We start from the raw sequence: 17,103 nt of genomic DNA on the forward strand, positions 1-17,103 counted from the left end.
AGGATCCTGGGTGGATCGGGATGGCATGAGCCTGGCACTCCTGGCCCGGACCGACCAGTGCAAACGGCCCCAGAATGCGGTTTCGTTATGAAATCTTGACCTTTCCTTGATCCAACCGTGATTATCGTCAAGATCACACCCGCCCATCGGTCAAGGCGCCGACGAGACCACCAGGCGGGCCCTGAACATGACGCATGGGGTGGCGTCGCAACGGCACCACCCCATGTCAGGGATTCACTGCAGAGTCTCAGAACACCCGGATCTCCTCGGGGAAGTGACATGCCGTGCGCCGATCGATGTCCGGCTGCGGGTAGAACAGCTCAGGACGCTCCCCCATGCACGTGGCCTGGGAGGCCTCGTCGAGCTCCTTGAACTTCGGGCAGCGAGTGTGGAATGGACACCCGGGCGGCGGTGCGGCCGGTGACGGCAGGTCGCCCTCCAGCAAGATGCGGTGGCGGTTGTGCTCCTTGGACGGGTCGGGCACCGGGATGGCCGACAGCAAGCCCTGGGTGTACGGGTGCATCGGGTGGTCGAAGACCTCCGAGACCTCGCCCAACTCGACGATGCGCCCCAGGTACATGACAGCAACACGGTTAGCAATGTGGCGGACCACCGACAGGTCGTGGGCGACGAAGAGATAGGACAACTCCAGCTTCTCGCGCAGGTCCTCCAACAGGTTCAACACACCAGCCTGAATCGACACGTCGAGGGCCGAGACCGGCTCGTCGAGCACCAGCAACTTCGGGTTGAGGGCCAGTGCACGGGCAATACCGACACGCTGCTTCTGGCCACCGGAGAAGTTCCGCGGGTAGCGGTTGGCGTGAGCGGGCTCCAAGCCGACCAAGGCCATCAGCTCGTCGACCCGCTCCGCGATCTTGTTCTTCGGGTAACCGTTGTACTTCAGAGGCTCGGCGATGATGTCGGCAATCGGAAGACGCGGATCCAGGGATGCCATCGGATCCTGGAAGACCACCTGGAGGTCCTGACGGGTCTCCTTGCGATCCTTCGCATTCATCCTGGCCGCGTCACGTCCCAGAACGACGACGGTACCCGCCTCCGGCTTGGCCAACTCGAGAATCGACATGATCGTCGTGGTCTTGCCACAGCCAGACTCACCCACCAGGCCGAGGGTCTCGCCCTTCTTGATCCGGAAGGAGATGCCGTCAACGGCATGGACGGTGCCAACGCGCCTCTTGAAGACCGCACCCTTCATGAGCGGGTAGGTCTTGACCAGGTCTTTGACCTCCAGGACGTCCTCAAGGGCCTCGCGGTCGGAGGTCCCAAGCGCTGCCTTGAAGCGGCTCTTGCGCTCCCCGACCTGCGGGTAGATCTCCGCGTACGTGCGGTCGATGAGCTCGGCGTGCCGTATGCAGGCGGCCTCGTGCTTGTCCAGGTCGGTGGGCGTCAGCTCAGGCTCGGCCTGACGACAGGCATCAATCGCCATCGGGCAGCGTGGCGCGAAAGGACAGCCCGACGGCAGGTTCAGCAGGGAGGGCGGGTTGCCCTCGACCGGGGTCAACGGCTCGTCCTTGTCAAGGTCAGGACGAGGCAGGGATCCCAGCAGACCGATGGTGTACGGGTGACGGGAGCGATAGAACAACTCGTCGACGTTGGCCCGCTCGACGATGCGACCGGCATACATGACGGCCACCCGGTCGGCCAGACCAGCAACGACACCGAGGTCGTGGGTGATCATGACGACACCGGCGTGAGTCTCACGCTGGGCCACCCGCAGCAGATCGAGAATCTGCGCCTGGATGGTCACGTCGAGAGCCGTCGTCGGCTCGTCGGCGATGATGAGGTCGGGGTCGTTGGCGATCGCCATGGCGATGACGACGCGCTGACGCATACCACCGGAGAACTCGTGCGGGAAGGCCTTGGCACGAACTTCCGGGTTAGGGATGCCGACCATGTCGAGCAGCTCGAGGGCTCGGTCCCAGGCGTCCTTGTCGGACATGTTCGAGTGGATCTGAAGGGCCTCGACGATCTGGGCACCAATCGTGTACACGGGGGTCAGGGCGCTCAGCGGGTCCTGGAAGATCATGGCGACCTTCTTGCCTCGCACGTCCGACATCCAGTTGTCGTCACGTCCCAGCAGCTCGGTACCGTGAAGCTTGATGGACCCCTCGACGCTGGCGCCCTCGTCCAGCAGGCCCATCACCGACATCGAGGTGACGGACTTACCGGAACCGGACTCGCCCACCAGGCCGACGACCTCGCCGGCATGAACGGTCATGTTGACCCCACGCACGGCATGAACGACGCCGTCCTCGGAGGGGAAGCGGACGTTGAGGTCCTTGATCTGCAGGACCGGCACACCCTCCTGACGCTCGGGAAGGGCGTCGGACAGGTTGGCCGCAGTGGCAGTTTTCTTGCTCATGCCTTACCACCAGACTTGGAGGAGGGATCGACGGCGTCACGCAGGCCGTCTCCGATGAAGTTGACGCTCAGCAGCAGGATCACCAGCACGCCGGCCGGGAACATGAACAGCCACGGTGAGGTCGTGACCGCCGTCATGCCGTCACCCAGCAGGGTGCCCAGGGAGGTCTCCGGCTTCTGCACGCCGAAACCGAAGAAGGAGAGCACCGTCTCGCTCATGATGGCCGCTACCACACCGAGGGTCAGGTCGATGATGAGGTAGCTGGCGATGTTCGGGATGACGTGCTTGACGATGATCGTGAACGGCGGCACCGACATGAAACGAGCGGCCGTAACGTAGTCGAGATTGACCACCGACAGGGTCATGGCGCGGACCACACGGGCCGACAGCATCCAGCTGAATGCCGACAGCAGAACGATCAGCAGGGCCGTCGAGGTGCTCTTGCCGGAGGTGTGCTGGCTCAGGATGGCGATGATGAGGAAAGACGGGATCACCAACAGCAGGTCGATGAACCACAGGATGATCTTCTCCGCCACCTTGCCGAAGTAGGCCGCGGCCGAACCGATGAGGGCGGCCAGGGTCTCGACGATGAGTGCGACGCAGAAACCGATGATGAGCGACTTGCGCAGACCCTCGACCGTCATGGCGAACAGGTCGAAGCCACCCTGGCTTGTACCGAACCAGTGGTACTGGTCCGGCGGCGCGAGGAAGGCGTTGTCGTCAACCACCCAGTAGTCCCAGTTGGCGATGTACGGGCCGATGAGGGCCAGGAGGACGACGAGGGCGAGTCCGATGACACCGATCTTGGAGCCAACCGGACGCCAGAAACGTCGCAGGATCAGACGGCTACGCGACATGTGCTTGCCGTCACGCTCATTGCGTCCCGGCTTGTGCTTCTCGTTGCGCTCGGCAGCGCTCAGGGCGTCGGGACCTTTGATGGGGGCGCAGGGGCCCGTCTTCGGGGTGTTGAGCTCAACGCTGGAGTTGTTGGTGGGTTCAGACATGACGGCTCCTCCTCATCGAGCCCGGACACGCGGATCGATGACCGCAATGAGGATGTCGGACAGAAGGGCACCCGTCAGGGTGCAGAGGCCGGAGAAGGCGACGACCGCGACCGAACCGTTGATGTCGTTCTGCTGAATCGACATCACGGAGTAGGAACCGACACCGTTCCAGGCGTAGACCTGCTCGGAAATGGTGGCACCGACGAAGATGTTGGCCACGCCGAAGGCGAAATAGGTGGCCATCGGGATGATGGCGTTGCGCAGCGCATGGTGACGGATGGCGCGTCCCTTGCGAAGACCCTTGGCACGTGCGGTACGGACGTAGTCAGCACCGAGGGTGTCGAGCATCAGGTTGCGCTGGTACCGCGAGTAGCTCGCCAGGCTCAACGCCGACAGGGAGATCGTCGGCAACAGCAGGTGCTGCATACGGCTGAGTAGCTCGGCCCCGAAGTAATTGCCGTGAGATCCGACCTCACCGATGAACTGGAAGAACTGCGTTCCGGTCGCCTGGTTGATGTGAATGGCACCGAGCTGCAGCAGGACCGCCAACACCATCGTCGGGGTCGAGATGAGCAGTAGACACAGAAAGGACACGATTCGGTCAGCGACCGAGTACTGGCGGACAGCCGACCAGGCACCGATGGCGACACCGCCGACCATGCCGATGATCGTTCCACAGATCACGAGACGGACGGACACACCGATGCGGGTGCCAATCAGCGAGTTGATCGCGTCACCATGTGGGGTCCAGCCCCAGTTCCAGTGCAGGAACACCATCTTCAACCACCGTTCGTACCGCACCCAGATGCTGGTGTCGGGGTTGATGTTGTAGTTGGTCAGTGACTGGTTGATCGCCGTCCAGTTGAGCTTCGGATTCGTCTGGTCGAAAGCGTTGCGCGGGTCCAAGGCATACGAGGCGAGCAGGTATGCGAAGGAAACCGCAATGAACAACAGCACGACGTAATTGATGAGGCGACGCACCACGTATCTGAGCACGATCGTCCTTTCTCACAGTGTGCAGGCCTGCCGGGAGGGCAGGTGGGCCGCCGGCGAGTGTGGCCGGGGAGTGACCCTGGTGGTAGTTTCTACCGCTGCACACGATTCGGCATGGGGTCATCTCGGCACGCGGGCCGTTTTGGTGCGTGTGATCTTACACACACCAAACCCCTGGGTCTGTCTGTTGAGACCAAAAGGGCGATGCATTTCGTCATTGCAAATGCACTGCACGGGCAGATGACAAGAGGGACGGGAAACTGTGATGTTTCCCGTCCCTCACACGTCATTCGGTCGTGTTCACGACGTCACTTGATACTTGCAGTTGGCATCAGCGCTTGGTGACGCTGCCGCCAGCCTTCTCGATCTTCTCCTGGGCTGACTTGGACCAGGCGTCGACGACGAGGTCGACCTTGACGGTCAGCTCGCCGGTTCCGAGAACCTTGACGAGCTCGTTGTCACGGACGGCACCGACGGCGACGAGGTCGTCGACGGTGATCTTGCCGCCCTTGGGGAACAGGGCCTCGACCTTGTCCAGGTTCACGACCTGGTACTCGGTGCGGAACGGGTTGTGGAACCCGCCCAGCTTCGGGGCCTGCATGTGAATCGGCATCTGGCCGCCGGCGAAAAATTCGGGCACGTTCTTGCGTGCGCCGGTGCCCTTCGTACCGCGACCAGCGGTCTTGCCCTTGGAACCCTCACCACGACCAACACGGGTCTTGGCCTTGTGGGCACCAGGAGCGGGCTTGAGGTCATGGAGCTCAATAGCCATGTCAGTCCACCTCTTCCATGGTGACGAGGTGACGAACGGTCTGGACCATGCCGCGGAACTCCGGGCGGTCCTCCTTGATGACCGTGTCACCGATGCGCTTCAGTCCGAGGCTGCGCAGGGTCTCGCGATGATTCGGCTTCGTAGAGATGCCGGACTTGATCTGGGTGATCTTCAGCTTGCTCATCAGTTGACCCCTGCCTTCTCCTCCATGCGGGCGGCAGCAGCGGCCTCGTCGGCCTCCTTGCGGGCACGAAGCATGGCTGCCGGGGCGACGTCCTCAACGGACTTACCACGGCGACGGGCAACCTCTTCGGGCTCCTCGAGCTGCTGCAGCGCGGCAACGGTGGCGTGAACCACGTTGATCGCGTTGGAGGAGCCAAGGGACTTGGCGAGCACGTCCTGCACGCCGGCGCACTCGAGAACGGCGCGGGCCGAACCGCCGGCGATGACACCGGTACCGGGGGAAGCCGGACGCAGCAGGACGACACCGGCAGCCTTCTCACCAATCACCGGGTGGGTGATGGTACGGCCAACCAGCGGCACCTTGAAGAAGTGCTTCTTGGCCTCCTCGACACCCTTGGCGATGGCCGCGGGCACCTCCTTGGCCTTGCCATAGCCGACGCCCACGGTGCCCTCGCCGTCACCCACGACGACCAGCGCCGTGAAGCTGAAGCGACGGCCACCCTGGACCACCTTGGCGACGCGGTTGATCGCCACGACGCGCTCGAGATATTCATTCTGATTGCGGTTGCGATCGTTCTGGCCACGACGGTTGTCACGGCCACGACGCTCACCACCTGCACCGCCACCGCGGCGCTGGGTTCCACTCATCGTTGCTCACTTGCCTTTCGTGGGTCAGAAGTCGAGACCGGCCTCGCGGGCCGCATCGGCCAGCGCGGCGATCCGCCCGTGGTACTGGTTCCCGGCCTTGTCGAAGACGACCTTGTCGATGCCAGCGGCCTTGGCGCGTTCACCGATGATGGTGCCAACGCGGGCAGCCTTGGCGGTCTTGTCCCCGGACATCTCGCGCAGCTCAGCCTCCATGGTGGAAGCCGACACGAGGGTGTTTCCGGCAACATCGTCGATGACCTGGACGAAGACGTGCTTCGACGAACGGGTCACGACCATGCGGGGACGCTCGACGGTCCCAAAGATCTTCTTGCGACCACGGGCCTGGCGACGAGCACGTGCCTTGGCGCGGTCGGACAGGCTCTTGCGAACAGTCAGGGTGCTTGCCATGTCACTTACCTGCCTTTCCAACCTTGCGACGGACGTTCTCGCCCTCGTAACGCACACCCTTGCCCTTGTAGGGCTCCGGCTTGCGAAGCTTGCGGATGTTGGCCGCGGTCTCGCCGACGACCTGCTTGTCGATGCCCTGGACCGAGAACCTGGTGGGGTTCTCGACGGCGAAGGTGATTCCCTCCGGGGCGTCGACGATCACCGGGTGCGAGAAGCCGAGGTTGAACTCGAGCTGCTTGGGACCCTTGGACATCACGCGGTAACCCACGCCCTGGATCTCCAGCTTCTTCTCGTAGCCCTCGGTCACACCGATGACCATGTTGTTAATGAGAGTACGGGTGAGGCCGTGCAGCGAGCGGTTCTCACGCTCGTCGTCCGGACGCTCAACGAGGATCTCTCCCTCATCATTCCTGCTCACGGTGATGGGCTCGCGAACGGTGAAGTTCAGGGTTCCCTTCGGACCCTTCACCTCCACGTCCTGCCCATCAAGCTTCACCTCGACACCGGACGGGACGGCGATGGGAAGCCTGCCAATGCGCGACATTGATTACTCCTATCTGTCTCGTCGACGGTCACCACACGTAGGCGAGGACTTCCCCGCCCACGGACTTCTCGTGGGCCTGCTTGTCAGTGAGCAGCCCTTGAGAGGTGGAGATGATGGCAATGCCCAGGCCGCCGAGCACCTTAGGCAGGGCGGTGGACTTGGCGTAGACGCGAAGTCCGGGCTTGCTGATACGGCGAACGCCAGCGATGGAACGCTCACGGCTCTCGCCATACTTGAGGGTGAGGGTCAGGGTCTTGGCGACCTCGCCCTCCTTGGGTTCGTTGACCTTGTAGTCGGCGATGTAGCCCTCCGACTTGAGGATCTCGGCGATTCCGGCCTTGATCTTCGAGTGAGGCATCGACGTCTGGTCGTGGTACGCCTGGTTGGCGTTGCGCAGACGGGTCAGCATGTCTGCGATCGGGTCAGTCATGGTCATGGCTGGTTTGGCCTCTTTCTCACAACGGTTTCCCTGCTGCCGTCCTCCCCTGGGGCGTCCGGCTCGGGGACCTTCTGTGTTGTTCAGGTGTTTGTGGGGCGGGTTACCAACCCGCCGGGGCCTGGTAGGGCCCATGGATCTGCATCCTTGACGGACGCGCGCTGGTCACCAGGAGGACTTGGTGACACCCGGGAGCTGACCGGCGTGGGCCATCTCGCGCAGGCAGATTCGGCACAGGCCGAACTTGCGGTACACCGAGTGCGGACGACCGCAGCGCTGGCAACGGGTGTAAGCACGGACACCGAACTTGGGCTTGCGGGCCGCCTTGACCTTCAGAGCTGTCTTGGCCATCAGATCCTCACTTCTTCTTCTTCTTGGCGTAGTAGGCGGGACCGCGCTTGGTCTTCGCCTTCTTCGAGTCATCCTTCGCCTTGAACGGGAATCCCAGGTGCTTGAGCAGGGCCTTGCCCTCCTCGTTCGTCTGCGCGGTGGTCACGAAGGTGATGTCCATGCCACGGACGCGGTCGATCTTGTCCTGGTCAATCTCGAGGAACATGACCTGCTCGGACAGGCCGAACGTGTAGTTGCCCTTGCCGTCGAACTGGTTCGAGTTGAGTCCGCGGAAGTCGCGGATACGGGGCAGGGCCAGGGTCAGCAGACGGTCAGCAAACTCCCACATGCGGTCACCACGAAGGGTGACGTGGCAACCGATGGGCTGTCCCTCACGCAGCTTGAACTGAGCGATGGACTTGCGGGCCTTGGTGACCTGCGGCTTCTGGCCGGTGATGGCGGTGATGTCGCGAACGGCACCGTCCATGACCTTGGAGTCGTGAGCGGCGTCACCAACACCCATGTTCACCACGATCTTCTCGAGACCGGGGATGAGCATGGGGTTCTTGTAGTCGAACTCCTCCTGCATGGCAGGACGGATCTGCTCGCGGTACTGCTTCTTCAGACGAGGCATCTCGTGCGCGAAGGTGTCGGTGCTCACTTGGCCTCCTCCTTCTTGAGGTAGCGGACGCTGCGCTGAGCGGCGTACTCGGAGCCGTCAGGACGACGCTTGGTGACGTCCTCACGACGGTAGCCGACACGGGTCACGACGTCCTTGCCGTCGATCTTCGTCACGAGCTGGACGTTCGAGACGTGGATCGGGGCCTCGGACTGGATGATTCCGCCCTTGGTGGTGCCGCCCTGCGGGGTGGGCATGTCACGACGATGGTGCTTACGAATGTTCACACCCTCGACGACGACGCGCTCACGGGCCGGGTCCACCGAGAGAACCTCACCGATGGTGCCCTTGTCGTTTCCGGCGATGACCTTGACGCGGTCACCCTTCTTGATGTTGAGGGACTTCACTCAGATCACCTCCGGGGCGAGCGAGACGATACGCATGAACTTCTTCTCGCGCAGCTCGCGGGCGATGGGGCCGAAGATACGGGTACCACGAGGCTCCCCGTCGTTCTTGAGAAGCACGGCGGCGTTCTCGTCGAACTTGATGTAGGACCCGTCGGGACGGCGGTGCGACTTCACAGTGCGAACAACGACGGCCTTGACGACCTCGCCCTTCTTTACGTTTCCGCCGGGGATGGCGTCCTTGACGGTGCACACGATGGTGTCACCGAGGTAGGCGTAGCGACGCTTCGATCCACCGAGAACACGGATGCAAAGGAGCTCCTTCGCACCAGTGTTGTCGGCGACCTTGAGTCGCGTCTCCTGCTGGATCATGTCTTCTCCTTTGTCCCACTGGTTCCCTCCCGGGCCTGGTAGGACTGTTGAACACGAACCCCCTGGATTTTGCCAGGGGGCAACCCGTACCTCAGGGGGCACGCGGCTGTCGTCCGCGAGAGGTCCCGCCACCCTCGGGCGGCGCACGATGGCCTCCGTCTCCGTGGAGTCGGAAGCTCCGTACTGTGCTTGAAGGTGGGCACAGTCGCAAGACAACTTGAGCAGTTTAACTCTCTTCAGCCGGGATAGCGAATTGACGGCGACCTGGTGTAACGGCGGTGGTCTGACTCCCCCGCCGGATGGCAGCGTGCACGGGATGGCAAGGTGCCGGATGTCCGGTTTTCAGACGGCCTCCTTGGGGGCCCGCAGCGCCTGGTTCCTGGCTTCCTCCAGCTGCGCCACCTTTGCTCACCTGCGCCACTGTCGCGCACCTGCGCCTCGGCTCCCTTCTCGACCTGCGCCATTGTTAAGCAGTTGCGCCTCCATTGCGCGTCCGAGCCGGGCAGTTGCCGACGTCAGGCCATCAGTTGCGCCATGGTTGTGCAGTTGCGCCGGGCAAACACGGCGCAACTGCACGTCCAAGGCGCGACCTGCTGGTGACATGACGCTGCACGGACAGACCCGCCGCCGACGTGCCTGACGTCGCAGTTATCCACAGCCCGGAGCCCCATTCGGCTATTTTGCGCAGGATTTCCATGGCATTCCTGCAGTGACCGCGACAATCCCGAGGTTGTCCACAGATTCGCAATTCGCCCCTCCCCTTTTTCGTCTCCGCCGTGGCTGACTGCCTCCATGCCGACCAATCGCAGAATTCACACCGTGACCTCACTCGCCGCATCAGGGACATCGCGACGAGCAATCGCCCGAGAGGTGAACGAAGGACGGTTAATCCCACTACGCCCCGGAGCATGGGCCAACGCGGGCGAGACGACAGCACGACAACACCAGTTGGACCTCGTCACGGCAGCCTCCTTCCTCGCGCCAACCTCGGCCCTCAGCCACGTGACGGCGTCCGCGGTTCACGCCCTTCCCTTGCCCTCGAAGGGCCTGGACCACCTCTGGGTGACGAACCCGCGCCCCGGCGGCGGCCACCGACGACGCCTCATGACGACGATCGGCCGAATGCTCCCACCGGAGCACGTCGTCGTCATCGACGGGCGCCGGACAACGACCCTTGAACGGACCGTCATCGACATGGCCACTGAATTCGGCTTTGAAACCGGACTGATGACGGCCGATGCGGGGCTACGTCTCGGCGCGGATCCGCAGGTACTCGCTGATGTGTTGGAAACATGCGGTCGGCCTCGCGGGTTGGGCCATGCGCGTCAAGTTGTGGCGTTTGCCGATGGCAGGATCGAGAGTCCCGGAGAATCACTGATACGCGCGAAATGGCACTGCGCAGGCATGCCGCAACCAGTACCGCAGTTCGTGATCCGGAACTCAACTGGCCAGTTCTTGGGCCGAGGAGACTTCGCATGGCCGGACGAACGCGTCCTGGCTGAATATGACGGTCGGACGAAGTACGGCTCTCTGTTGAAACCTGGCCAGAGCGTCCAGGACGTCATCATCGCCGAGAAGAAGCGGGAGGCTGGGATCGTCGACGCCGGTTGGACGGTACTTCGTTTTACCGTCAAGGACCTCGCCACTACCGATGGTTCGGCGCAGCGCATTCTTCGTGCCCTGGACCGCGCGGGGCGTGCTGCTGGGCCGCAGGCGGGGTGAAACAACGGCTACCGGGGGGCCATCAAAGCCGGTCGTTCTGACGACGTCATCCCACCAGTCCACGCCACCTGCGCCTTGGACGTGCAGTTGCGCCGTCTTTGCCCGGCGCAACTGCACAACCATGGCGCAACTGATGGCCTCACGTCGGCAACCGCTTCGCCCGCACGCGCTACAGAGGCGCAACTGCTTACCAACGGCGCAGGTCGAGAAGGGAGCCGAGGCGCAGGTGCGCGACAGTGGCGCAGATAATCGGAGGCGGCGCAACGGGACGCCGGTCACTGACGCTACAGAAGACTAAGCCGTCACCCCCCTGTCGCAAGTGAACAGGAATGGCGCAGGTGCTCAACCGCGGCGCAACTGAGCACAGGTGGCGCAGGTAAACAACGACGGCGCAAATGGCCAGAGGCGGCGCAACTGCGCATACTTGGCGCAGCTGGCTCGGGGCTTCATGGAGAAGTGGCTCACGTCAGTCACGTGACGCGCATCCGTGCCACGTCCTCACTCCCACACGCGCCCACTCCCCCGCGACCACAAACACAACAAAGCGACCCACCCTCTCGGATGGGTCGCCTTGCAGCAAAACCTGGTGATCAACTCACCAGTGGGTCACTTAGCCTTCTCGACGATCTCGAGCAGACGCCAGCGCTTGGTGGCGGACAGCGGACGGGTCTCCATGATCCGCACGCGGTCTCCCATGCCAGCCTCGTTCTTCTCGTCGTGGGCCTTGAGGCGCACAGACTTGGTCATGACCTTGCCGTACAGCGGGTGCTTGACACGGTCCTCGACCAGGACGGTGATCGTCTTGTCCATCTTGTCGGACACGACCAGTCCCTCACGGACCTTGCGGCGGGTCGTCCGCTCAGCGGTGTTCTCGCTCATGCTCAGGCCTCCTTATCGTTCTCGGGATTGGCAGCGTCAGGATCATCGACGATGTTGAGGTTGCGCTCCTGGAGCACGGTGTAGACGCGAGCGATGTCCTTGCGGACCTCACGCAGGCGAGCCGTGTTCTCGAGCTGGCCGGTCGCCGACTGGAAACGCAGCCCGAACAGCTCCTCCTTGAGTTCGCGAACCTTGTTGCGCAACTCTTCACCGGAAAGCTGGCGCAGCTCAGCAGCAGAAAGCTTGGGCATCAGTTGTCACCGCCTTCACGAGAGATGAAACGAGCCTTCATCGGCAGCTTGTGGATGGCCAGACGCATGGCCTCGCGGGCCACGTCCTCCGGCACACCCGACAGCTCGAAGAGAACTCGTCCGGGCTTGATGTTGGCGATCCACCACTCAGGCGTGCCCTTACCGGAACCCATACGGGACTCGGCGGGGTGCTTGGTCATCGGGCGGTCCGGGTAGACATTGATCCACACCTTTCCACCACGCTTGATGTAGCGGGTCATGGCGATACGAGCGGCCTCAATCTGACGGTTGGTCAGGTACCCACCCTCGGTGGCCTGGATGCCGTAGTCACCAAAGGCCAGCTGGGTGCCGCCCTTGGCAGCGCCAGTCCGCTTGGGATGGTGCTGCTTGCGGTACTTCACTCGACGAGGAATCAACATGTCAGGCTCCTGCGTTCTCGGTCTGCGGGGCCGGGGTCTCGGCGGACTGCTGCTTGGCGGCCTCGGCGCGACGACGTCCACCGCGACGGTCGGGACGATCACCCCGACCACGACGGCCACCACGTCCACCGCGACCGCCCTGGGCGGCCTGGCGAGCAGCCTTCTGGGCAGCGCGCTCAGCACGGGTGCCAGTGACGTCGCCCTTGTAGATCCACACCTTGACACCGATGCGGCCGAAGGTGGTGCGGGCCTCGAAGAAGCCGTAGTCGATGTCAGCGCGGAGGGTGTGCAGCGGCACACGACCTTCGCGGTAACCCTCGGAACGGCTCATCTCGGCACCGCCCAGACGACCGGAGCACTTGATACGGATACCAAGCGCGCCTGCGTTCATGGCGGACTGCTGGGCCTTACGCATGGCGCGACGGAAGGCGACACGGGCAGCGAGCTGCTCGGCGATTCCCTGGGCGACCAGCTGGGCATCGGTCTCGGGGTTCTTGACCTCGAGGATGTTCAGCTGAATCTGCTTGCCGGTGAGCTTCTCGAGCTCACCGCGCACGCGCTCGGCCTCGGCGCCATTGCGCCCGATGACGATGCCCGGGCGGGCGGCGTAGAGGAAGATGGTCACGCGCTCGGAGCGACGCTCGATCTCGATGGACGAAATACCGGCGCGCTCCAGGTTCTTGTGGAGCCACTCCCGGATCTTGACGTCCTCACCCACGAGCTCGGCGTACTGCTTCTCGGCGTACCAGCGGGTCTTGTGATCGGTCGTCACACCGAGACGGAAACCATGGGGGTTGATCTTCTGGCCCATGTCAGGCTCCCTTCTCGGTCTCGGACTTGGCTGCAGCCGCCGGGCGACCCTTCTTGGCCTTCTTGGGGGCCGGACGGGCGTCCTTGGGCTCGACAACCACGGTGATGTGGGCGGAGCGCTTCAGGATTCGGCTGGCGGATCCCTTGGCGCGGGGACGGATGCGGCGCATGGTGACGCCCTCGTCAACGAAGGCCTGCGAGATGTACAGGTCTTCGGCGCGCAGACCCTCGGTCTGCTCGGCGTTGGCCATGGCCGAGGCGATGACCTTGCGAACCGGCTCAGCCGCGGCCTGCGGCTGGAACTTCAGCATGTCCACCGCGTCAGCGGCGTCCATTCCGCGAACCAGGTCGACAACGCGACGACACTTGCTGGCGCTCATCCGGACGTGACGCGCGATGGCGTACGAGCCGGGGCGATCGCCGAGCAGGGCGGCGCGACGGCTGGGCCTCTCAGTGTTGCTCATGAATCAGATCCCTCTCGTCAGCGCCTGCGCGCCTTCTTGTCGTCCTTCACGTGACCCTTGAAGGTTCTGGTCGGGGCGAATTCTCCGAACTTGTGCCCGACCATCGACTCGGTCACGAAAACCGGGACGTGCTTGCGACCGTCGTGCACGCCGATGGTGTGCCCGATCATGTCGGGGGTAACCATCGATCGACGTGACCAGGTCTTGATGACGTTGTGCGTGCCCGCCTCGTTCTGGGCAGTGACCTTCTTGGCCAGATGCTCGTCGACGAAGGGGCCCTTCTTCAGACTGCGTGGCATGTCTCAGACTCCCAATCAGCGCTTCTTGCCGGACTTGCGGCGACGCACGATGAGACGGCTGCTCGCCTTGTTCTTGTTACGGGTACGACCCTCGGGCTTGCCCCAGGGGCTCACCGGGTGACGACCACCAGAGGTACGACCCTCGCCACCACCATGCGGGTGGTCGATCGGGTTCATGACCACACCACGGACGGTCGGGCGGATGCCCTTCCAGCGGTTACGGCCGGCCTTGCCCCAGTTGATGTTGGTCTGCTCGGCGTTGCCGACCTCGCCAATGGTGGCGCGGCAACGGATGTCCACCATGCGCATCTCACCAGAGGGGAGGCGCAGGGTGGCGTACTTGCCCTCGCGGGCGACCAGCTGCACCGACGCGCCAGCGGAGCGACCCATCTTGGCGCCACCACCCGGACGCAGCTCCACGGCGTGAACCGTGGTACCGACCGGGATGTTGCGCAGCGGCAGGTTGTTGCCCGGCTTGATGTCGGCCTCGGGGCCGGACACCACGACGGTTCCCTGGCTGACGCCATCGGGGGCGATGATGTAACGCTTCTCACCGTCGGCGTAATGGAGCAGGGCAATGCGAGCAGTGCGGTTCGGGTCGTACTCGATGTGAGCGACCTTGGCCGGCACGCCGTCCTTATCGTAACGCTTGAAGTCGATGATGCGGTAGGCCTGCTTGTGTCCACCGCCGATGTGGCGGGTGGTGATGCGGCCAGTGTTGTTGCGTCCACCGGTCTTGGGCTTGGCAACGAGCAGGGACTTCTCAGGGGTCGAGCGGGTGAGCTCGACGAAGTCCGACACGCTCGAGCCGCGACGGCCCGGAGTGGTGGGCTTGTGCTTGCGGATACCCATTGGTACTTCGTTCCTTCTCTCGCGGCTCAGGCGACCGGGCCGGTGAAGATGTCGATGCGATCACCCTCGGCGACGGTCACGATGGCACGCTTGGTATCGGGACGCTTGCCCATGCCGAAGCGGGTACGGCGTGCCTTGCCCTTGCGGTTCATCGTGTTAACCGAGGTGACCTTCACACCGAAGATCTGCTCGATCGCGATCTTGATCTCGGTCTTGTTGGCAGTCGGCTTGACCAGGAACGTGTAGGTGTTCTGGTCGAGCAGGCTGTAGCTCTTCTCGGAGACAACCGGGGCGAGGATGATGTCCCGGGGATCTCGGATCTTCAGCTCGCTCACTTGGCGTCCTCCTTGTCGGAGTCAGACTTGACGGCGTTGACGAAGCCAGCGGCCTCAGCAGCCTCGGCGGAACGGAACCACACCTCAGCGATGGTGCGTCCGTACCAGGGCGACGTCGGGGCGTGGAACTTCTTGGAGTCCTCGTTGCCCTTGATGTCGAATCCGGCCGGCGGGTTGTCTCCGCGGAAGGAGTCCTCACCGTAGGGATGCTGGTCCGCAACGTTGGTCTCCGGGACCTCTGACTCAGCGGCCAGGGCCTGGGTGCTGGCGCTGCGAGCACCCACGAAGGCGTCAAGTCCGGCCTGGCTGAACACGATGGTCCGCGCGTTGACGACGTCGTAGGTGTTGAGCTGATCGGCGGCCAGGACGTGGACCCCGTTGAGGTTGCGCACGGACAGCCAGGCGACCTCCTCGCTGCGATCCAGGACGACGAGCACCTTGCGGAGCTCGGCGAGACCGGAGAGGACGGCCTTGGCCTGCTTGGTCGAGGGCTTGTCACCGTCAACCAGGGAGGTCACGACGAAGATGCGATTGTCGCGAGCCATGTCGGACAGAGCACCACGCAGAGCAGCGGCCACCATCTTCTTGGGGGTGCGCTGAGCGTAGGAGCGCGGCTGCGGACCGTGAACGGTGCCGCCACCGACCCACTGTGGTGCACGGGTCGAACCCTGACGGGCACGACCGGTGCCCTTCTGACGCCACGGCTTCTTGCCGCCACCGGAGACCACGCCACGAGTCTTCGTGGCGTGGGTGCCCTGACGGGCAGCCGCGAGCTGGGCGATGACGACCTGATGGATCAGGGGAATGTTGGTGTTCGCGTCGAAGACGTCACCGGGAAGCTCAGCCGATCCGGCCTTCTTGCCCTTGACGTCAAGGACGTCGATGGTCTTGGTCTCATTCATGCGGCATCCCCATTCTTGGCGGCCTTCTTGGCGGCGCTGCGGACGACGAGCAGGGACCCCTTCGGGCCGGGAACGGCGCCACGGACCAGCATGATCCCACGCTCGGCGTCGACGGAGTGAACCTGCAGGTTCTGGACAGTCACACGCTCGGCACCCATGCGGCCAGCCATGCGGAGGCCCTTGATGACCTTGCCTGGCGTCGAGCAGCCGCCGATGGAGCCCGGCGAGCGGTGCTTGCGGTGCACACCATGGGTGGCACGCAGGCCGCCGAAGCCGTGACGCTTCATGACGCCAGCGGTGCCCTTGCCCTTGCTGGTGCCGGTGACGTCGACGAAATCGGACTCGGAGAACACGTCAGCGGTGATCTCCTGGCCCAGGGTGTACTCAGAGGCATCGGCGGTACGCAACTCGACGAGGTGACGTCGAGGGGTCACGCCGGCCTTCTCGAAGTGGCCGGCCTCCGGCTTGGTGACCTTCTTGGCCTTGACGGCTCCGATACCAAGCTGGACGGCGGAGTAGCCATCAGTCTCGGGGGTGCGCACCTGGGTGACGACACACGGCCCGGCCTGGATGACGGTCACAGGAACGAGCTTGTTGTGCTCGTCCCACAGCTGGGTCATGCCGAGCTTGGTGCCCAGCACGCCCTTGACAGTGCGTTCATTGGTCATGGTGCTCAACCTCACGGAAGCTTGATCTCGATGTCGACACCGGCCGGCAGATCGAGACGCATAAGCGAATCGACCGTCTTCGGGGTCGGCTCGAGAATGTCGATGAGCCGCTTGTGGGTGCGCATCTCAAAGTGCTCGCGGCTGTCCTTGTACTTGTGGGGCGAACGGATCACACAGAAAACGTTCTTCTCAGTCGGCAGCGGCACCGGGCCGGCGACCTTGGCACCCGTGCGGGTCACCGTGTCGACGATCTTGCGCGCCGACGAGTCGATGACCTCGTGGTCGTAGGCCCGCAGCCTGATGCGGATCTTTTGTCCCGCCACAGTTGTTCCTTCTACTCGTCTCTGCCGCGTCCAAGATTCCCTGACATGGGAGTCCGGTACGCCCAGAGGGTTCCGGCGTGAGGAGC

At 63.6% G+C, this 17,103-nt stretch carries 25 protein-coding genes; 1 reads left to right on the plus strand and 24 read right to left on the minus strand.

Going from position 1 to position 17,103, the window contains the following annotated elements; translation table 11 throughout:
- Positions 1-247: 247 nt before the first annotated feature.
- The 13 genes from ACP8ML_RS09800 to rplN form a co-directional block, all read right to left on the minus strand.
- Positions 248-2,380: an ABC transporter ATP-binding protein gene (locus tag ACP8ML_RS09800; protein WP_016666099.1), complete on the minus strand. Its 2,133-nt coding sequence runs from the start codon at positions 2,378-2,380 to the stop codon at positions 248-250.
- Complete coding sequence (locus tag ACP8ML_RS09805) at positions 2,377-3,384, minus strand: ABC transporter permease (protein WP_063280062.1); 1,008 nt, start codon at positions 3,382-3,384, stop codon at positions 2,377-2,379. The genes ACP8ML_RS09800 and ACP8ML_RS09805 overlap by 4 nt, the downstream gene beginning before the upstream one ends.
- Positions 3,385-3,396: 12 nt before the next feature.
- Complete coding sequence (locus ACP8ML_RS09810; protein ID WP_016666101.1) at positions 3,397-4,380, minus strand: ABC transporter permease; 984 nt, start codon at positions 4,378-4,380, stop codon at positions 3,397-3,399.
- Between the two features lie 328 nt (positions 4,381-4,708).
- A complete protein-coding gene (rplO, locus tag ACP8ML_RS09815) occupies positions 4,709-5,149 on the minus strand; it encodes a 50S ribosomal protein L15 (protein ID WP_015582166.1) in 441 nt (146 codons plus the stop codon).
- 1 nt (position 5,150) lies between these two features.
- Positions 5,151-5,333 carry a 50S ribosomal protein L30 gene (gene rpmD, locus ACP8ML_RS09820; protein WP_004809040.1) on the minus strand — a complete coding sequence of 61 codons (183 nt, stop codon included), beginning with the start codon at positions 5,331-5,333 and terminating at the stop codon, positions 5,151-5,153.
- Entirely contained in the window at positions 5,333-5,980 is a 648-nt protein-coding gene (gene rpsE / locus ACP8ML_RS09825; RefSeq protein WP_004809041.1) for a 30S ribosomal protein S5, read from the minus strand. Before rpsE ends, rpmD begins: the two co-directional genes overlap by 1 nt.
- A 24-nt stretch (positions 5,981-6,004) precedes the next feature.
- Positions 6,005-6,388, minus strand: a complete 384-nt coding sequence (gene rplR, locus ACP8ML_RS09830) for a 50S ribosomal protein L18 (RefSeq protein ID WP_016666103.1) — start codon at positions 6,386-6,388, stop codon at positions 6,005-6,007.
- Position 6,389: 1 nt separating this feature from the next.
- Positions 6,390-6,932, minus strand: a complete 543-nt coding sequence (gene rplF / locus ACP8ML_RS09835; protein ID WP_117189712.1) for a 50S ribosomal protein L6 — start codon at positions 6,930-6,932, stop codon at positions 6,390-6,392.
- A gap of 28 nt (positions 6,933-6,960) precedes the next feature.
- Entirely contained in the window at positions 6,961-7,368 is a 408-nt protein-coding gene (gene rpsH, locus ACP8ML_RS09840; protein WP_004809044.1) for a 30S ribosomal protein S8, read from the minus strand.
- A 165-nt stretch (positions 7,369-7,533) separates the two neighbouring features.
- Entirely contained in the window at positions 7,534-7,719 is a 186-nt protein-coding gene (locus ACP8ML_RS09845) for a type Z 30S ribosomal protein S14 (protein ID WP_002515981.1), read from the minus strand.
- A gap of 7 nt (positions 7,720-7,726) precedes the next feature.
- The gene (gene rplE / locus ACP8ML_RS09850; protein WP_016666106.1) at positions 7,727-8,359 is read right to left on the minus strand and encodes a 50S ribosomal protein L5; all 633 of its coding nucleotides are present in this window, start codon (positions 8,357-8,359) and stop codon (positions 7,727-7,729) included.
- Positions 8,356-8,724 (minus strand): 50S ribosomal protein L24, encoded by a 369-nt coding sequence (gene rplX, locus ACP8ML_RS09855; protein ID WP_004809046.1) that lies wholly within the window; start codon positions 8,722-8,724, stop codon positions 8,356-8,358. The genes rplE and rplX overlap by 4 nt, the downstream gene beginning before the upstream one ends.
- Entirely contained in the window at positions 8,725-9,093 is a 369-nt protein-coding gene (gene rplN / locus ACP8ML_RS09860) for a 50S ribosomal protein L14 (RefSeq protein WP_004809047.1), read from the minus strand.
- Positions 9,094-9,912: 819 nt separating this feature from the next.
- Between rplN and ACP8ML_RS09865 the strand changes: the two genes are divergently transcribed.
- Positions 9,913-10,815, plus strand: a complete 903-nt coding sequence (locus tag ACP8ML_RS09865; RefSeq protein ID WP_249361325.1) for a hypothetical protein — start codon at positions 9,913-9,915, stop codon at positions 10,813-10,815.
- A 606-nt stretch (positions 10,816-11,421) separates the two neighbouring features.
- Here ACP8ML_RS09865 and rpsQ read toward each other — a convergent pair.
- The 11 genes from rpsQ to rpsJ are packed head-to-tail and all read right to left on the minus strand — an operon-like array spanning position 11,422 to position 17,017.
- On the minus strand, positions 11,422-11,694 hold the full coding sequence (gene rpsQ, locus ACP8ML_RS09870) for a 30S ribosomal protein S17 (RefSeq protein ID WP_004809048.1): 273 nt from the start codon (positions 11,692-11,694) through the stop codon (positions 11,422-11,424).
- Between the two features lie 2 nt (positions 11,695-11,696).
- Positions 11,697-11,945, minus strand: a complete 249-nt coding sequence (gene rpmC / locus ACP8ML_RS09875) for a 50S ribosomal protein L29 (protein ID WP_004809049.1) — start codon at positions 11,943-11,945, stop codon at positions 11,697-11,699.
- Positions 11,945-12,364, minus strand: a complete 420-nt coding sequence (gene rplP, locus ACP8ML_RS09880; RefSeq protein ID WP_002516060.1) for a 50S ribosomal protein L16 — start codon at positions 12,362-12,364, stop codon at positions 11,945-11,947. Before rplP ends, rpmC begins: the two co-directional genes overlap by 1 nt.
- 1 nt (position 12,365) lies before the next feature.
- Positions 12,366-13,175 carry a 30S ribosomal protein S3 gene (gene rpsC, locus ACP8ML_RS09885; RefSeq protein WP_021107860.1) on the minus strand — a complete coding sequence of 270 codons (810 nt, stop codon included), beginning with the start codon at positions 13,173-13,175 and terminating at the stop codon, positions 12,366-12,368.
- A gap of 1 nt (position 13,176) precedes the next feature.
- Positions 13,177-13,638, minus strand: coding sequence for a 50S ribosomal protein L22 (gene rplV / locus ACP8ML_RS09890; RefSeq protein ID WP_021107861.1), 462 nt, complete (start codon positions 13,636-13,638; stop codon positions 13,177-13,179).
- A 17-nt stretch (positions 13,639-13,655) separates the two neighbouring features.
- Positions 13,656-13,937, minus strand: a complete 282-nt coding sequence (gene rpsS / locus ACP8ML_RS09895; RefSeq protein ID WP_002544164.1) for a 30S ribosomal protein S19 — start codon at positions 13,935-13,937, stop codon at positions 13,656-13,658.
- A gap of 15 nt (positions 13,938-13,952) precedes the next feature.
- The gene (rplB, locus tag ACP8ML_RS09900; protein ID WP_015582163.1) at positions 13,953-14,789 is read right to left on the minus strand and encodes a 50S ribosomal protein L2; all 837 of its coding nucleotides are present in this window, start codon (positions 14,787-14,789) and stop codon (positions 13,953-13,955) included.
- Positions 14,790-14,815: 26 nt separating this feature from the next.
- On the minus strand, positions 14,816-15,124 hold the full coding sequence (gene rplW / locus ACP8ML_RS09905) for a 50S ribosomal protein L23 (RefSeq protein WP_004809053.1): 309 nt from the start codon (positions 15,122-15,124) through the stop codon (positions 14,816-14,818).
- Positions 15,121-16,026: a 50S ribosomal protein L4, sunset domain variant gene (gene rplD, locus ACP8ML_RS09910; protein ID WP_065673151.1), complete on the minus strand. Its 906-nt coding sequence runs from the start codon at positions 16,024-16,026 to the stop codon at positions 15,121-15,123. Before rplD ends, rplW begins: the two co-directional genes overlap by 4 nt.
- Positions 16,023-16,694: a 50S ribosomal protein L3 gene (rplC, locus tag ACP8ML_RS09915; RefSeq protein WP_015582162.1), complete on the minus strand. Its 672-nt coding sequence runs from the start codon at positions 16,692-16,694 to the stop codon at positions 16,023-16,025. Before rplC ends, rplD begins: the two co-directional genes overlap by 4 nt.
- An 11-nt stretch (positions 16,695-16,705) precedes the next feature.
- Positions 16,706-17,017, minus strand: a complete 312-nt coding sequence (gene rpsJ / locus ACP8ML_RS09920) for a 30S ribosomal protein S10 (RefSeq protein WP_002514870.1) — start codon at positions 17,015-17,017, stop codon at positions 16,706-16,708.
- Between the last annotated feature and the right edge of the window lie 86 nt (positions 17,018-17,103).

It is taken from the genome of Cutibacterium sp. LaCa_255, from assembly GCF_057458005.1.

Bases quoted from the DNA above. Each gene is read 5' to 3' on its own strand.
- rpsC (WP_021107860.1), bottom strand. From the start codon at position 13,175: ATGGGCCAGAAGATCAACCCCCATGGTTTCCGTCTCGGTGTGACGACC.
- ACP8ML_RS09845 (WP_002515981.1), bottom strand. From the start codon at position 7,719: ATGGCCAAGACAGCTCTGAAGGTCAAGGCGGCCCGCAAGCCCAAGTTC.
- rpsS (WP_002544164.1), bottom strand. From the start codon at position 13,937: ATGCCACGCAGTCTGAAGAAGGGCCCCTTCGTCGACGAGCATCTGGCC.
- ACP8ML_RS09805 (WP_063280062.1), bottom strand. From the start codon at position 3,384: ATGTCTGAACCCACCAACAACTCCAGCGTTGAGCTCAACACCCCGAAG.
- rplN (WP_004809047.1), bottom strand. From the start codon at position 9,093: ATGATCCAGCAGGAGACGCGACTCAAGGTCGCCGACAACACTGGTGCG.
- rplP (WP_002516060.1), bottom strand. From the start codon at position 12,364: ATGTTGATTCCTCGTCGAGTGAAGTACCGCAAGCAGCACCATCCCAAG.
- rpmD (WP_004809040.1), bottom strand. From the start codon at position 5,333: ATGAGCAAGCTGAAGATCACCCAGATCAAGTCCGGCATCTCTACGAAG.
- rplF (WP_117189712.1), bottom strand. From the start codon at position 6,932: ATGTCGCGCATTGGCAGGCTTCCCATCGCCGTCCCGTCCGGTGTCGAG.
- rplB (WP_015582163.1), bottom strand. From the start codon at position 14,789: ATGGGTATCCGCAAGCACAAGCCCACCACTCCGGGCCGTCGCGGCTCG.
- rplO (WP_015582166.1), bottom strand. From the start codon at position 5,149: ATGGCTATTGAGCTCCATGACCTCAAGCCCGCTCCTGGTGCCCACAAG.
- rplC (WP_015582162.1), bottom strand. From the start codon at position 16,694: ATGACCAATGAACGCACTGTCAAGGGCGTGCTGGGCACCAAGCTCGGC.
- rpsH (WP_004809044.1), bottom strand. From the start codon at position 7,368: ATGACCATGACTGACCCGATCGCAGACATGCTGACCCGTCTGCGCAAC.
- rpmC (WP_004809049.1), bottom strand. From the start codon at position 11,945: ATGCCCAAGCTTTCTGCTGCTGAGCTGCGCCAGCTTTCCGGTGAAGAG.
- ACP8ML_RS09800 (WP_016666099.1), bottom strand. From the start codon at position 2,380: ATGAGCAAGAAAACTGCCACTGCGGCCAACCTGTCCGACGCCCTTCCC.
- rplR (WP_016666103.1), bottom strand. From the start codon at position 6,388: ATGGCAAGCACCCTGACTGTTCGCAAGAGCCTGTCCGACCGCGCCAAG.
- rplD (WP_065673151.1), bottom strand. From the start codon at position 16,026: ATGAATGAGACCAAGACCATCGACGTCCTTGACGTCAAGGGCAAGAAG.
- rpsQ (WP_004809048.1), bottom strand. From the start codon at position 11,694: ATGAGCGAGAACACCGCTGAGCGGACGACCCGCCGCAAGGTCCGTGAG.
- rpsE (WP_004809041.1), bottom strand. From the start codon at position 5,980: ATGAGTGGAACCCAGCGCCGCGGTGGCGGTGCAGGTGGTGAGCGTCGT.
- rplV (WP_021107861.1), bottom strand. From the start codon at position 13,638: ATGAGCAACACTGAGAGGCCCAGCCGTCGCGCCGCCCTGCTCGGCGAT.